This is a genomic window from Chryseobacterium ureilyticum (genome assembly GCF_900156735.1).
GTDB lineage: Bacteria > Bacteroidota > Bacteroidia > Flavobacteriales > Weeksellaceae > Chryseobacterium > Chryseobacterium ureilyticum.
In genome coordinates this window covers 302201-316651 of record NZ_FTOL01000004.1, presented here as the reverse complement: position 1 = coordinate 316651, position 14451 = coordinate 302201, and the positions used below count along the sequence as shown (strand labels likewise).

The 14451-nt window shown below is 35.7% G+C and carries 13 protein-coding genes; 7 read left to right on the top strand and 6 right to left on the bottom strand.

Annotation, left to right across the window (positions count from 1 at the left end; all coding sequences use genetic code 11):
* Nucleotides 1–8 precede the first annotated feature (8 nt).
* From BW983_RS14070 to BW983_RS14045, 6 genes are all read right to left on the bottom strand, one after another.
* Nucleotides 9–2711: an ATP-binding protein gene (locus BW983_RS14070; protein WP_076552529.1), complete on the bottom strand. Its 2703-nt coding sequence runs from the start codon at nucleotides 2709–2711 to the stop codon at nucleotides 9–11.
* Nucleotides 2704–2898, bottom strand: a complete 195-nt coding sequence (locus BW983_RS14065) for a hypothetical protein (RefSeq protein ID WP_076552528.1) — start codon at nucleotides 2896–2898, stop codon at nucleotides 2704–2706. Before BW983_RS14065 ends, BW983_RS14070 begins: the two co-directional genes overlap by 8 nt.
* A 73-nt stretch (nucleotides 2899–2971) precedes the next feature.
* Nucleotides 2972–3199 (bottom strand): DUF6814 family protein, encoded by a 228-nt coding sequence (locus BW983_RS14060; protein WP_065393983.1) that lies wholly within the window; start codon nucleotides 3197–3199, stop codon nucleotides 2972–2974.
* A gap of 43 nt (nucleotides 3200–3242) precedes the next feature.
* Nucleotides 3243–4823: an MFS transporter gene (locus tag BW983_RS14055; protein ID WP_076552527.1), complete on the bottom strand. Its 1581-nt coding sequence runs from the start codon at nucleotides 4821–4823 to the stop codon at nucleotides 3243–3245.
* A gap of 106 nt (nucleotides 4824–4929) precedes the next feature.
* A complete protein-coding gene (locus BW983_RS14050; RefSeq protein ID WP_076552526.1) occupies nucleotides 4930–6309 on the bottom strand; it encodes a porin in 1380 nt (459 codons plus the stop codon).
* A 238-nt stretch (nucleotides 6310–6547) separates the two neighbouring features.
* Nucleotides 6548–6964 carry an IS1/IS1595 family N-terminal zinc-binding domain-containing protein gene (locus BW983_RS14045; RefSeq protein WP_076552525.1) on the bottom strand — a complete coding sequence of 139 codons (417 nt, stop codon included), beginning with the start codon at nucleotides 6962–6964 and terminating at the stop codon, nucleotides 6548–6550.
* Between the two features lie 160 nt (nucleotides 6965–7124).
* Here BW983_RS14045 and BW983_RS14040 point away from each other — a divergent pair, with 160 nt between their 5' ends.
* The 7 genes from BW983_RS14040 (at nucleotide 7125) to BW983_RS14010 (ending at nucleotide 14174) form a co-directional block, all read left to right on the top strand.
* A complete protein-coding gene (locus BW983_RS14040) occupies nucleotides 7125–7763 on the top strand; it encodes a GNAT family N-acetyltransferase (RefSeq protein ID WP_076552524.1) in 639 nt (212 codons plus the stop codon).
* The gene (gene argG / locus BW983_RS14035) at nucleotides 7735–8931 is read left to right on the top strand and encodes an argininosuccinate synthase (RefSeq protein WP_076552523.1); all 1197 of its coding nucleotides are present in this window, start codon (nucleotides 7735–7737) and stop codon (nucleotides 8929–8931) included. Before BW983_RS14040 ends, argG begins: the two co-directional genes overlap by 29 nt.
* 54 nt (nucleotides 8932–8985) lie before the next feature.
* Nucleotides 8986–9951 carry an N-acetyl-gamma-glutamyl-phosphate reductase gene (gene argC, locus BW983_RS14030; protein ID WP_076552522.1) on the top strand — a complete coding sequence of 322 codons (966 nt, stop codon included), beginning with the start codon at nucleotides 8986–8988 and terminating at the stop codon, nucleotides 9949–9951.
* 167 nt (nucleotides 9952–10118) lie between these two features.
* A complete protein-coding gene (locus BW983_RS14025; RefSeq protein WP_076552664.1) occupies nucleotides 10119–11258 on the top strand; it encodes an aspartate aminotransferase family protein in 1140 nt (379 codons plus the stop codon).
* Nucleotides 11259–11287: 29 nt separating this feature from the next.
* Nucleotides 11288–12241, top strand: coding sequence for an N-acetylornithine carbamoyltransferase (locus tag BW983_RS14020; protein WP_076552521.1), 954 nt, complete (start codon nucleotides 11288–11290; stop codon nucleotides 12239–12241).
* Between the two features lie 81 nt (nucleotides 12242–12322).
* Nucleotides 12323–13117: an acetylglutamate kinase gene (gene argB, locus BW983_RS14015; protein ID WP_065393992.1), complete on the top strand. Its 795-nt coding sequence runs from the start codon at nucleotides 12323–12325 to the stop codon at nucleotides 13115–13117.
* Nucleotides 13092–14174, top strand: coding sequence for a M20 family metallo-hydrolase (locus BW983_RS14010; protein ID WP_076552520.1), 1083 nt, complete (start codon nucleotides 13092–13094; stop codon nucleotides 14172–14174). Before argB ends, BW983_RS14010 begins: the two co-directional genes overlap by 26 nt.
* Nucleotides 14175–14451: the final 277 nt, after the last annotated feature.

The window sequence follows — 14451 nt, the reverse complement described above, 5'->3', positions numbered from 1 at the left end:
AAGGCTTTTTAAAGGTGTTCAACTTCATTTTTACTCTCGTGTATTATCTTTTCAGGAAGACTGATGGTAAAGGTTACTCCAAGTCCGCTATTTTCAGCTTTTATACTTCCCTGGTGTGCCTGTACTATCTTTTTTGAGATGGCAAGTCCAAGTCCACTTCCTGTTGGTTTTAAAATATTTTGATTTTTAGATTGATAAAACTTGTCAAAAATCATTTCCAGATCTTCTTCAGGAATATGTTTTCCCGTATTGAAAATAGTTATCATTAACTGATTGTCTTTTTCAAATAGCTTGGTCTGTATTGTTCCCTGTTCATCGGTGAATTTCAGAGCATTTCCCCAAATATTCTGAAACAACTGGATCATTCTCGCTTCATCATATTCAAATATAAAATGATTCAAAAGATTAACCTCGCTTAAATGAATATTTTTCTGTTGTATCAGGTGGAGCAGAGGGTTTAATGCCTTTTTGTAGGTCTCAATAATATTATGCTGTTGAATATTTAAAGAGATCTCTCCATGCTGTAATTTGTCGAGATAAAGAATATCGTTAATGATTTCACTTAATCGGTCAGACTCTGTAATGATATTGTTTAAAAACTCACTTTTGATATCCAGTGGAATGTCATCGTCATCTGCCAGAATTTCCCCTGCAGAACGTATTGCTGTAATTGGAGTTCTCAATTCATGAGCAACGGAATCCAGGAAGTCATCTTTCTGACGGTCTTTCACGATGAGGTTTTCATTGGCTGTTCTCAGATCATCCGAAAGCTTTTGCAGCTCTTCAGACTGTTCCGTAAGTTTCTTATTTAAGCTGATGTTTTCCTTTGATTCCTCCAGAATATTTAAAACTTCTTTTAAGGATATTTTATCCTCTTTTGTAACACCTTCAATCAGGATTTTAGCAGATGCTGTTCCGATTCTTCCTGCCAACAGGTTTTCAGAAAACTTGATAAATCTTGAGTCTGCAGTTTCAGTTTTTGAATCAATATTATATTTTAAATTGAAAATTCTTAACGCCTGCTCGGTTTTATTTTTGCCTAAAAAACGTTCCAGAATATTTTGAATATCGGAAATATAAGCTGTTCCTCGCCAGATAAAAGCATTCTCATGATTTTGAATGTATTTATCAATATCTACATAGAGCTCAGCAAAGTTCCTTTCACGATAATTTCCTTTTGAACTCACTGAAATAATGGTAAATAAACCTGTATTTATCAAGAGGGACCAGAAGAAAATCTGTGGAATTCTTGCCAGATAAGGAATGGTAAAGAAATCAAAAGAATCATACATATCTCTTAAAATTCCTTTGAATTCCTGGTTATACGAAAAATAATACTGTGGGATAATCAATCCGAAATAACAGATCGCCAATCCGGCCCCAAGCCCTATTATAGCACCCTTATAGCTTCCTCTTCTCCAGAATAAGGCTCCGAAAAATGCAGGCGCCAATTGTGCTATTACAACAAAAGAAATCAAGCCTACAGAATCCAGTGATTTTTTGATGATGAAATATTTGTAGAACACAAAAGCCATGATAATCAGAGCGAAAATGCTAAATTTTCTGATATTAGTAATGCTTCTTGTGTTTTGTTCTTCATTTTCGGATTTAAACTTTCCAAGCAATCCGTAAGGAATGATCAGGTTGTTGGAAAGCATGATGGACAGAGTGATTGCAGAGATAATGATCATGGAAATGCATGAACTCAATCCGCCAAGAAAAACCAAAACCGTGATTAAAGTATTATCAAAATGCTGAGGAATTAAAATAGAGTAGAACTCAGGATTTACTTTTTGTCCGTCGAAAATCAATCTTCCGCCCCATGCAATTGGGAAGATAAATATGGTGAAAATCAATAAATAAAGCGGGAAAAACCAGATCGCTGTTCTGATGTGTTTCTCCTGTCTGTTTTCAACGATTGCAGTATGAAATTGTCTTGGAAGAATACAGATCGCCGTGGCTGAGATCATGCATAAAACCATCCAGTTCATAGCTCCTTCAATACCGTTGAATGTATTTTTTTCTTTAAAATCTTTAAACTGACTGGCTTTGTGATAAATGTCTGTAAACCCATCAAAAACGTAATAAATAACAAATAATCCAAGAATAATAATGAAAAACAACTTTAAAAAACTTTCCAGTGCAATGGCTGAAATGATTCCTAAACGTTTTTCTGATGCATCTACGTAACGCGTTCCATAATAAGAAGAAAAAAGAGCGATAAGAATGACAACAAATGTAGCATTGTCCGTCAGAATATCCTGTGACATTGACGTTTCTGTAACCAAATGAAAGGTCTCAGAAATAGCTTTGATCTGTAACCCAATATAAGGAACTATAGCAAGAAGACACACGACGGTAATGATAGCACTGAAGCTTCTGCTGTTTCCGTATCGTAAAGATATAAAATCTGCAAGGCTACTGATTTTGTTGACCCTGGAAATTCTTACAATTCTCGTGTTTATATAGATCCAGGCAGGGATAATCATGATGGGACCAATGTAGATCGGAAGGTAATTTAATCCACTGGTAGCTGCTACGCCAATACTTCCGTAATAAGTCCATGCCGTACAATACACAGCTAATGAAAGTGCATAAATATACGGGTTGTTGATCCAAAGCTTACTTCTTTTCTTCTCTGCCAGATGAGCAACTAAGAAAAGGAGAGCCAGATAAAACAGAACTACAAAAAATAAAGCAAAACTACTCATCATGTTTTTTTACGATTACAAAGGAAATCACGATGGAAATCATCCAGACTGCGAACAAATAGATCAGGATCATAGGATAGCCTAAAACTTCCCGATCACTATTGAAAAGTAGTGAAATAGGAATACTGAAGGCAATCATCAGCCCGATGCTCAGAATAATCAGTTTTTGTTCGTGTCTTTTTTTCATAAATGATGATTCGTAAAAGATAATTGATGAACAGACATTTTTGCCGTCCATCAATCATCCTGTAGCTTTTTAATTATATTTTGTCGTCAGAATATTCTCCAGTTATGGCATAATACCCGAAAACAGCCATTCCGCCTGAGATAATCGGCATCAGTACAAATAAGATAATAATACCAAAAACCAGATCTTCCTGTTTTCCTGAAGCAATCTTGGGGATTCCCATTACAGTAATTCCGAAATATCCTACGACCACTGCTATTGCGATCCAGAGAATGCCTAATATTTTTTTTAGTCCGTTCATTTTAGTAGTTTTAAAATTAATAAAAATTTGAGTGAATCAATGATTAATCGTGAAGATTATTGTTCTTATTTTTAAGATAAATTAATCCGATGATGAAACATACCGCTGCAACTCCAATCGGATACCAAAGTCCTTCCAGGTACCATGTCGCATGTCCTGCATCCTTTCCTGTGGTTACCAGATAAGTTGCCACTGCAGGTAGAAGCCCTCCGAATACACCATTTCCAATATGATAAGGTAAAGACATTGATGTATAACGGATTCTTACCGGGAACATTTCAACAAGGAATGCTGCAATAGGACCGTAAACCATCGTTACAAATATCACCTGTACAAACACCAGGAAGATCAGATACCATTTTGTGTCATCACTTACTTTTACAGCTTGAGAAACTTTTGCCTCTTCAGCTTTTCCGTCTTTCATTACCGGACCGCTTGGTGACCAGTGAACGATACTGTCTTTCTTGATTAAAGTTCCGTCTGTGAAAAGAGTTTCTTTGTGGAAGGTAACAAGGCTATCTGTTGCAATATCATTGTGGATTTTAGCAATTCTTTTCTCTGTGATTCCATTAGATGCTATTACTTTATTTTCAAGATTTACACTTTTGAACATACTGTCATAGATAGGTCTGTACGCTAAAATTGCAATTAACATTCCTGTCATCATCACTGCTTTTCTTCCGATTTTATCAGAAAGCCAACCAAAAAATACAAAGAAAGGGGTTCCTAAAAACAAAGCCGTAGCCATAAGATAGTCTACCTGTGTAGAATCTATATTCATTACTTTTTGCATGAAACTCATAGCATAGAACTGTCCTGTGTACCAGATTACCCCTTGTCCCATTGCTGCCCCGAAAAGAGCAAGAAGAACAAATTTGAAATTATATTTATTTCCGAAACTTTCCTTTAACGGATTCTTGGATGTTTTTCCTTCACTCTTAGCTTTAGCAAAAAGCGGAGACTCCTTCATGTTTTTTCTGATGATATAAGATACCGCAACCATTAAAATTGAAATCCAGAACGGAATTCTCCATCCCCAGCCATCAAACTCTTCAGGAGAAAGTGTGGTTTTGGTAATTAAAATAACGATCAATGAAATGAAAAGTCCTGCCGTTGCAGTAGTTTGAATCCATGAGGTCCAGTAACCTCTTCGATGAGGTTGTGCATATTCGGCAACATAGGTTGCGGCACCTCCGTATTCACCACCAAGAGCTAATCCTTGCAATAATCTAAGAATTAAAACTAAAACAGGAGCCATGAACCCAATCGTTTCATAACTTGGAATACATCCGATCAGGAAAGTGGAAAATCCCATGATCAGTAAAGTAACAAGGAAGGTGTATTTTCTCCCGATAAGATCTCCCAGTCTTCCAAAGAATAAAGCTCCGAAAGGTCTTACTACAAATCCTGCTGCAAAAGTAGCAAGGGTAGATAAAAATGCAGCTGTAGGATTATCTGCCGGGAAAAATTTAGTTGCCAAAACAACCGCTAAACTTCCGAAAATGTAGAAGTCATACCATTCTATAAGTGTTCCGAGGGATGACGCAGTGATCACGCTCCATATGGTGCGGTTTTTCTGCTTGTCAGTCATATTCTCGTAGCTTTCGTGATGATTTTCGCTCATATTGATTCGTTTTTGATGTTATTGGAATAGGATTTTGATTTATTTTTTTTTGAACTATTAAGAGACTTTAAGTTGATAAGATTTACTATTCTTAATGGTTCAAACTTTATAAATAGATTTGGAACTGTACAATAAATTCTCCTTTTGAAGATGGTTTTTCACTAGGATTGGTATAAACAGGCCTTGTTGAATATTGTGTAGTGATTTTTGCATGATGTCCATCAATAAACCAATTGGCTCCGACATCAAACTGGGATGAAGATTTTTCGAATGCTTCAAAGTTTTTGTGAGTATAAGCAGCGAAAGGCTGTATTCTGATTTTTGGCTTTTCCGCCTGACTTGGTAATAGTAAACCAGCCTGTGCGTAGATAATATTACCTGTTCCGATAGTCGGTTGTAGATTTCCCGGACCTGCAATGGCTTTATTGCCTATGAAATTAGGATCGGTAGCCGCAATATTCATTGTCCCAAGATTTCTTACATAATTAGGACCGAAATTATAATTGTAATATCCGGCATACGCTGAAACTGCCATTTTGTTTTTAGCTTCTCCCAAAGGAATATCCGCAAATGCATCTACAGCAAAAAGGCTGATGTCATGTTTTTCAATATTAGAATTAACAGAAGTCCTCGTCCCGTCTTTTTGATGATAAAAACCTGCGCCTACATTGAATACTTTCTTCGTTCCCAAATAAGAACCTACTTTGAAAGGCAGTGTATTAGATTCTTCATCAAGGAATTGATACTCAACATAACCAGCCTTTGAAAAATTAGGATTTCCATTGTTGTCTACCGCTACAGCCCTTGATGGATCTGTTGTATTTACAGGAGTAAGATCTGTTGCAAAAGGCTTATTTAAGCTAAAGCGGTATTCAAGCTTTCCGTATTTTCCTTTGGCAAACATTCCGATCTGTCTTGCAAACTGATCCGAATTATCAATTAATGGCCATGAGAAAACAGGGGAGTCAACGGTAAGAAAATTCAATGTTGAAGCCATTGTCATACGGGAAAGTCCCATGTAATAATGAAGCCCTGCCCCTAAAGATAAACTGAATTTTCCCGCTTCTCCAGGTAAAATAACTGCGTACTCATTCCAGGCATCATGAAAAAATAACTGTGTTTTCTTTCCGTTTCCATAACCTCCTGTGCCTGTAGTTCCTGTAGCACCGCCATTAATAAAGGTTTGGTTATTGATCCCGAAATGTAAGAGGATCATATATCTTTTAGAAATTTGCGCGTATGTTAAAGCTCGTAATCGCCTGTTTCCTATGTTCCAGGTGTTGTCTGTTGCTTCACCTCCAACCATACTTCCTGGATTCATCTGGCTGTTTCTCAACCAAAGCTGATCCCATAAAATAAATCTGATGAATTTGTCTCCCTCAGGATTGAGGTTTACTTTGAGCCCGCTGCCATAATCAGGAGAGCCTTGTGAATATACAGAACTGCTGATTAAGGCTACTCCAATAAATGTAAGTAATTTCTTCATAAATTATCAATTTTTGGCGTTGTTTTTTGTGAAAGCCAAATTGGAATTAATAATTTATTTACGAAAATTTAATATATATTAGTGGTAATAGTATAGGTGTAATTTGTTGCTAGATGCGAGTTTCGTGTTTTGTAATCCGAGGTTTTGAATTTGTTTTGTTTGTAAAGTGTTGATAATTAATGCCTTGTTTCTTTGTTTTGTGCTTCGAATCTCGAACCGAATACCCCGAACCTCGTATCTACTTCTTAAATCTTTCCCACTTGATCAGCATATATTTATCAGCAAATTGAGTAATGATAATACCAGAGTTTTTAATATTCTCTTCTTTAGTAATATATTCAATTAATTCATTTTGTTTCAGTATTTTATAAACAGGATGGAACTCAGAATGGGGAGGTCTGGTAATATTGTATTTTTTGATCCATGAGCTGATGGTCACATGAGAAACTCCTATAATTCTCTCAATTTCACGATAGCTTAAGCCTTCCAGATAAAGCTGTAGCGCTTTAGTAACGTAGTAATCATCAATCTGTTTTCCAAGCTTTTTAACGGTAAAATAATAGTTGCAATTCTTACAGTGAAACCTTTGTTTTTCATTGATAATGCCGCTTTTAACAACTTTATTACCCTTGCATTTCGGACATGTATTTTCCATAGCTATATTATTTTAGCAAATATATAATAAATTAGCAAAAATATATTTTTCAATAAAGATAATTTTACCTGTATAATTTTTTAAAACAAAAAAAAAATCTTTTTTATTTGGTTTTTAAAGTAATTATATTTTAAATTTGCCAAAAAATTTAGATAAATAAATGGAAATAGAAATTTCCTCATGCGAACATCTAGTGTATGTGAGTGAAATACAGCAGGAAATGTATGATTCTGCACAGCGTAGAGGAACGGGAATCGCAAAACGTTCCATAGAATATTTGAGTAAGAAGATTTCAGAAGGCAATGCTGTGGTTGCGACTGAAAACGGTGAATGGGTAGGTTTCTGTTATATAGAGACCTGGTCACATGGGAAGTTTGTGGCAAATTCGGGGCTGATTGTATCTCCGAAATTCAGGAACGGTGGAGTAGCGACTCAGATCAAACATAAAGTTTTCCAATTATCTAGAGAAAAATATCCTGAAGCAAAAGTGTTCGGATTAACAACAGGTCTTGCGGTAATGAAAATTAATAGTGATTTGGGGTATAAACCAGTCATCTATTCTGAATTGACTCAGGATGAAGAGTTCTGGAGCGGTTGTAAGAACTGTGTGAACTATGAAATTTTAATGAAAAAGGAACGTAAAAACTGCTTATGTACAGCGATGTTATTTGTTCCGGAAAATATGAAAAAAAATGAGGCTGTAAATAATCAGCCTGATCTTAATAAAGTAAACAGTGTTGTGAATGCGCAACCAGAAATTAAATATAGCAATGAACAAGAAAGTCATCTTAGCGTTTAGTGGAGGTTTAGATACTTCCTACTGTGCAAAATATCTTAGTGAAACACTGGGGTATGATGTATATGCGGTTACTGTAAATACCGGAGGTTTTTCTAAAGAAGAAGAAAAAGAGTTGGAGAAAAAAGCTTTAAACCTTGGGGTAAAAGAGTACAGGTGCGTAGATGCTCAGGAAGATTATTACAATTCTTGTGTGAAGTATTTGATTTTCGGGAACGTATTGAAAAATAACACGTATCCTCTTTCTGTAAGTGCTGAGCGTACCATTCAGGCGCAGGAAATTGCAAAATATGCGATTGAAGTAGGAGCAGATGCTATTGCTCACGGAAGTACAGGAGCAGGAAATGATCAGGTTCGTTTTGATCTGATTTTCCAGGTAATGTGTCCGAATATTGAGATCATTACGCCAATTCGTGACATGGCTTTGTCCCGTGAAGAAGAAATTGAGTTTTTGAAAAGCCATGGCTATGAAATGGAATTCCATAAAGCACAATATTCAGTAAATAAAGGACTTTGGGGAACTTCTGTAGGTGGAAAAGAGACTTTGACCTCAAGAAACTATCTGCCGGAAGAAGCGTTTCCGTCCCAAGTTCAGGAAACTCAACCTTCAGAATTGGAAATTGAGTTTAAAAATGGAGAGGTTGTAGCGGTAAATGGAGAAAGTTTTAATCACTCTGTTTATGCGATTCAAAAAATAGAAGAACTGGCTTCTGCTTATGGAATTGGTCGTGATATTCACGTTGGAGATACCATTGTAGGAATTAAAGGAAGAGTAGGATTTGAAGCAGCGGCAGCATCTGTAATTATTAAAGCGCATCATTTATTAGAAAAACATACGCTTTCAAAATATCAGCAAATGATGAAATCCCAGTTATCCGACTGGTATGGAAACTGGCTACATGAAGCACTTTTCTTAGATCCTGTGATGAGAAATATTGAGTCTTTCTTAATGGATTCTCAGAAAACGGTAAGTGGAAAAGTGTTTGTAACCCTTCATCCATATAGATTTATCTTAAACGGAATTGAATCTGATCATGATTTAATGTCTGATAAATTCGGAAGCTACGGAGAAGCAAATAGAGCCTGGACGGGAGAAGATGTAAAAGGATATACGAAAATTGTAAGTAATTCTTTGAATATATACCACCAGATTAATCAAAATATCAACTAGAGTTCCGAAGGAACGATTTAACCCAAGATAGGACGCAGTCCTATTAGTTCAAACATGAAAAAAACAGTAGGAATAGTTGGTGCCAATGGTTATACAGGAAGTGAATTAATACGCTTGCTGGCTTTTCACCCCCAAGTGACATTGAGTTTTTTATATAGTCGTTCGAATTCGGGAACAAAAATTTCTGATCTGTACCCGGATTTAACGACGGTTTGTGAAATGGTTTTAACCAATCAAACAGAAGAGGTCGATATTCTTTTTCTATGCCTTCCTCATAAGGAAAGTCAGAATTGGTTAACTCAAAATCCTGTTGATAAAGATACGCTTGTGATTGATTTAGGGAATGACTTCCGCTTGGATGGAAATTTTGGAAACAGAAATTTTATCTACGGTTTACCTGAAATCAATAAGAAACAACTGTCAGGGTCAAAAAGTATTGCCAATCCGGGATGTTTTGCAACCGCAATTCAATTGGCATTATTGCCATTGTCAGAAAAAGGATTGTTGAATGAAGTTTTTACCACAGGGATTACAGGTTCTACAGGAGCTGGGCAATCTTTGCAGTCAACAACTCATTTTACATGGAGAAATGATAATGTTTCAGCTTATAAAACTTTGACACATCAACATGTGGATGAGATTTTACAACAGTTGATCTCATTTAATAATAAAGAAGTAAACCTGAATTTTGTTCCATGGAGAGGAGATTTCGCAAGAGGGATTTTTACAAGTTCTACCGTGAAAACTGATCTGGAATTGAAGGAGATAGAACAATTGTATCAGGATTTTTATGCAGGAGAGCCTTTTGTTACAGTAAGTGAAAGGGCGATTGATTTAAAGCAGGTTGTCAATACCAATCGCTGTGTGATTCAGATTGAGAAGAATGGAAATGTTGCCGTAATTCATTCAGCGATTGACAATTTGTTGAAAGGAGCTTCAGGACAGGCGGTACAAAATATGAATATCGCAATGGGCTGGGAAGAAAATACAGGTTTGAATTTGAAACCGATAGCCTTTTAAATAGTTAATAAGTCAATCGTAAGTTTTAAAAACTAGAATTAAATCTGACTTAGGAGAATAGAACTAATTTTTAGCGGAAGTTTCCAGGTCTTGAACTTTTGTTTCTTTTGTTTGACGATGTCGAATCTTCGATTTCAAGACAAAAGAAATTAATTAAAAACAAAAAAATGAATTTATTCAACGTATATCCATTATTCAACATAAATCCAATTAAAGCTCAGGGATCTTTTCTTTGGGATGACAAAGGAGAACAATATCTTGACTTTTACGGCGGACATGCTGTGATTTCAATTGGACATAATCATCCACACTACAAAAATAAGTTGAAAGAGCAATTAGAGAAAATCTCTTTCTATTCTAACTCTGTTCAGAATGAATTGCAGGTAGAGTTGGCTGGCAAGCTGGGAAAACTTTCGGGGTATGAAGATTACAACCTTTTCCTTTGTAATTCAGGAGCTGAAGCTAATGAAAATGCATTAAAACTAGCTTCTTTTCACAATGGAAAAAGCAAAGTACTTTATTTCTCAGGATCATTTCACGGAAGAACTTCTGCGGCAGTTTCTGTAACGGATAATCCTAAAATTGTTGCTCCGGTAAATTTTTCAGAACGCTTCATCAAATCCGAATGGAATGATATAAAGCAGCTTGAACAAACTTTTGAAGTACACGGAAATGAAATTTCATCAGTAATTATCGAAGGAATTCAAGGGGTAGGCGGAATTATGATTCCCACAGAAGAGTTCTTATTTAAGATTAAAGAGTTGTGTGAGAAATATGATGCTGTTTTGATTCTGGATGAAGTGCAGTCAGGATATGGAAGAAGCGGATATTTCTTTGCCCATCAGGAATTTGGAGTTGAAGCAGATATCATTACTACAGCGAAAGGGATGGGAAATGGCTTTCCTGTTGGCGGAGTTTTAATCAATCCTAAGTTTGAAGCTAGCAACGGTTTGCTGGGAACAACTTTTGGAGGAAATCACTTAGCGTGTGTAGCTTCAATTGCTGTTCTGGATGTAATGAAAGATGAAAACCTTATCGAAAATGCTCAACAAATGGGTGAGTATATTGAAAATGAAATTAAAGATTTACCACATATTAAATCCATCCGAAGGAAAGGATTGATGATCGGAATAGAACTCGATAGAGACTGTTCAGAAGTAAGGAAAAGCTTACTGTTTGATCATCATATTTTCACCGGAAACTCTAATGATAAAAGTGTTTTAAGGATTCTTCCGGCACTGAATATCAAAAAAGAGGAAACGGATCTTTTTATCAATGCTTTGAAAGAGGTGTTGAAAAATATTTAAGAGTAAAATAATCTTTAAAATCAATTCAAATGAAAAAATTTACCTCAGTAAGCGATGTAGAAAACTTACAGGAAATCATAAAAAAAGCTTTAGAAATTAAAGCAAACCCACTTTCTGAAACAGAAAAAGGAAAAGGAAAAACAATAGGTCTTGTATTCTTAAATTCAAGTTTAAGAACACGTTTAAGCAGCCAGATTGCAGCGCAAAACTTAGGTTTAAATGTATTGACATTAAATGCTGCACAAGAAGCATGGAACCTTGAATTTGCAGATGGAGCCGTGATGAACGGAGATACTGTGGAACATATCAAAGATGCTATTGAGGTGTTAAACCAGTATTGTGATATCATTGCTGTTCGTTGTTTTGCAGGGATGAAAAGCAAGGATGATGATGTGAACGAAAGCATCTTAAGTCAGTTTGAAAAACATGCAACAGTTCCTGTTATTTCTTTGGAATCGGCAACACGTCACCCATTACAGAGTTTTGCGGATTGTATCACTATTACAGAAAACTGGAAAAAAGATCATAAGCCGAAAGTTGTTTTAACATGGGCACCACACATTAAGCCAATTGCTCATGCTGTCGGAAATTCTTTTGCAGAATGGATGCAGGAAATGGATGTGGAACTTGTGATTACTAACCCAGAAGGTTATGATTTGGACCCTGCTTTTACAAAAGATACAAAAGTAATTCATGATCAGGATGAAGCATTGAAAGATGCCGACTTTATTTATGTAAAAAACTGGTCTTCATTTGATGATTATGCAGCAATGCCGGAAGTAGAAGAAAATTGGATGTTGACCAATGAAAAACTGGCAAACACTAATGATGCAAAAGTAATGCACTGTCTTCCTGTTCGTCGTAACGTTGAATTGAGTGATGAGGTAATGGATGGTGATAATTCTATTATCTACCAGCAGGCAAAGAACCGTATTTTCTCAGCACAAACCGTATTCAGCGAAATTTTAGACCATATAAAATAATCCCCAAGAGTCCCGAAGGGACGATTTAACACCAAGATAGGAATTTATTCCTATTAATCTATCCATACAATAAATAAAAAAATGAAACAGAAAATATACATCATAAAAATTGGCGGAGCGCTCATTGATGATGAACGATTACTGGATCAGTTTTTAGATCAGTTTTCCGGAATTAATGATAAGAAGATTCTTGTTCACGGCGGAGGAAAGCTAGCGACAACGCTGGCAGATAAACTCGGAATAGAACAGAAAATGATCAACGGAAGGAGGATTACCGATAAAGAAACATTGGATATTGTAACGATGGTATATGCAGGTGGAATCAATAAAAATATTGTTGAGAAATTACAACATAAAAAATGTAATGCGATAGGATTTTCCGGAGCTGACGGAAATCTTATTAAAGCTAAAAAAAGAGAACATCCTGAAATTGACTTTGGATTTGTGGGCGATATCAATAAGAAAAGTGTGAACAAGAAATTGGTTTCAAAATTAATTAAACTGGATCTTGTTCCTGTATTTTCAGCCATTACACATGATAAAAAAGGAAATCTTTTCAATACGAATGCTGATACCATTGCTTCTGTGATTGCTCAGGCGTTGTCAGAAAAATATGAAGTAGAGTTGTTGTATTGTTTTGATAAAGAAGGAGTTTTAGAAGATGTAAATGATCCGGAATCTATTATTAAAAGTGTAAATGAAGAAGAATTTTCTACACTGAAAGAACAAGGAAAATTACACAAAGGGATTTTACCCAAACTTGAAAACGCTCTTGGAGCCATAAAGAATAATGTAAATAAGGTATTTCTGATTAAAGAAACCGAATTAAAAAATCATATAGAGAATCATCATGCAGGAACTGAAATCTGTTTATAATAAAGAAGAATTGTTGAATAATGCAGTCGGATTGCTTAAAAATTTGATTGAAATTCCTTCATTCAGTAAAGATGAATTCAATACATCGGTGGAGATTGAAAACTTTTTCAAGAAACACCAGATTCCTACCAAACGTTTTAAAAATAATATTTGGGCAGTGAATAAAAACTTTGATGTATTCAAACCATCTGTATTACTGAATACCCATCATGATACCGTAAAACCTAATAAAGCTTACACACTTGATCCGTTTGTGCCGATTGAAAAAGACGGTAAACTGTTTGGGTTGGGAAGTAATGATGCCGGAGCTTCTCTGGTTTCCATGGCACAGGTTTTTTTACATTTTTATGATAAAGAAGATTTAAAATATAATTTAGTGATAGCGTTGACGGCAGAGGAGGAGATTTCAGGTTTTGACGGAATCGAGGCTCTGTTTCCACAGTTACCTAATATCGAGCTTGCCATTGTAGGAGAACCCACGCAGATGAACCTGGCAATCGCTGAAAAAGGACTGTTGGTGATTGACGGAGAAATGAAAGGAACTCCTTCTCATGCTGCTCATCCCAATGATGACAATTCGATTGTGAAATGTATGCAGGATCTGCAGGGAATTTTAAATTTTAAATTTCCAAAAATTTCAGAATATCTGGGAGAAGTTAAAGTAACACTGTCAGGAATCCATGCCGGAGTACAACACAATGTTGTTCCTGAATCCTGTAATTTTACTTTGGATGTAAGGGTTACGGATGAATATTCCAATAAAGAAGCCTTTGAAATCATTCAGTCACAAATGAAATCAACACTTACTGCAAGATCTTTCCGACTGAATTCCTCAAAAATAGAAATGGATCACCCGTTTGTACAGGCAGGATTGGAAATCGGAAGGACAACTTATGGATCACCAACCTCATCAGATCAGGCAATTATTCCATGCACATCTGTGAAAATGGGTCCTGGAGACAGTAGGCGCTCCCATACAGCGGATGAATTCATCTATATCAACGAAATAGAGGAAGGGATAGAAATCTATATCCGGGTTTTGGAAAAAGTGTTATAAATGATGGAGCAGGAAGATAGAAGAAAGGATGTTTTTACAATTTGTTATTAACTCCCAGTTTTATACTTCCGGCTTACAATATATTTTGACTAACGCTCAGCAGACATTTAAAGTTTACGTTTTTAATAAGGATTTATGCAAACAATACGATTAAAAATAGTGACTTTATATAATAATAAAATGTTTTTTTATAGTTAATAGTAATTTAAGGAAAGTCTTGCTGGGCTTGTCAAAATCAATCAAATATTTTAAATCAGATCATGGTAGGATCGTATCA

Excerpts from the sequence above, each read along its gene's own strand:
- argG (WP_076552523.1), top strand. The coding sequence starts at position 7,735 with ATGAACAAGAAAGTCATCTTAGCGTTTAGTGGAGGTTTAGATACTTCC.
- BW983_RS14055 (WP_076552527.1), bottom strand. The coding sequence starts at position 4,823 with ATGAGCGAAAATCATCACGAAAGCTACGAGAATATGACTGACAAGCAG.
- BW983_RS14070 (WP_076552529.1), bottom strand. The coding sequence starts at position 2,711 with ATGAGTAGTTTTGCTTTATTTTTTGTAGTTCTGTTTTATCTGGCTCTC.
- BW983_RS14025 (WP_076552664.1), top strand. The coding sequence starts at position 10,119 with ATGAATTTATTCAACGTATATCCATTATTCAACATAAATCCAATTAAA.
- argB (WP_065393992.1), top strand. The coding sequence starts at position 12,323 with ATGAAACAGAAAATATACATCATAAAAATTGGCGGAGCGCTCATTGAT.
- BW983_RS14060 (WP_065393983.1), bottom strand. The coding sequence starts at position 3,199 with ATGAACGGACTAAAAAAAATATTAGGCATTCTCTGGATCGCAATAGCA.
- BW983_RS14010 (WP_076552520.1), top strand. The coding sequence starts at position 13,092 with ATGCAGGAACTGAAATCTGTTTATAATAAAGAAGAATTGTTGAATAAT.
- BW983_RS14050 (WP_076552526.1), bottom strand. The coding sequence starts at position 6,309 with ATGAAGAAATTACTTACATTTATTGGAGTAGCCTTAATCAGCAGTTCT.
- argC (WP_076552522.1), top strand. The coding sequence starts at position 8,986 with ATGAAAAAAACAGTAGGAATAGTTGGTGCCAATGGTTATACAGGAAGT.
- BW983_RS14065 (WP_076552528.1), bottom strand. The coding sequence starts at position 2,898 with ATGAAAAAAAGACACGAACAAAAACTGATTATTCTGAGCATCGGGCTG.
- BW983_RS14020 (WP_076552521.1), top strand. The coding sequence starts at position 11,288 with ATGAAAAAATTTACCTCAGTAAGCGATGTAGAAAACTTACAGGAAATC.
- BW983_RS14040 (WP_076552524.1), top strand. The coding sequence starts at position 7,125 with ATGGAAATAGAAATTTCCTCATGCGAACATCTAGTGTATGTGAGTGAA.
- BW983_RS14045 (WP_076552525.1), bottom strand. The coding sequence starts at position 6,964 with ATGGAAAATACATGTCCGAAATGCAAGGGTAATAAAGTTGTTAAAAGC.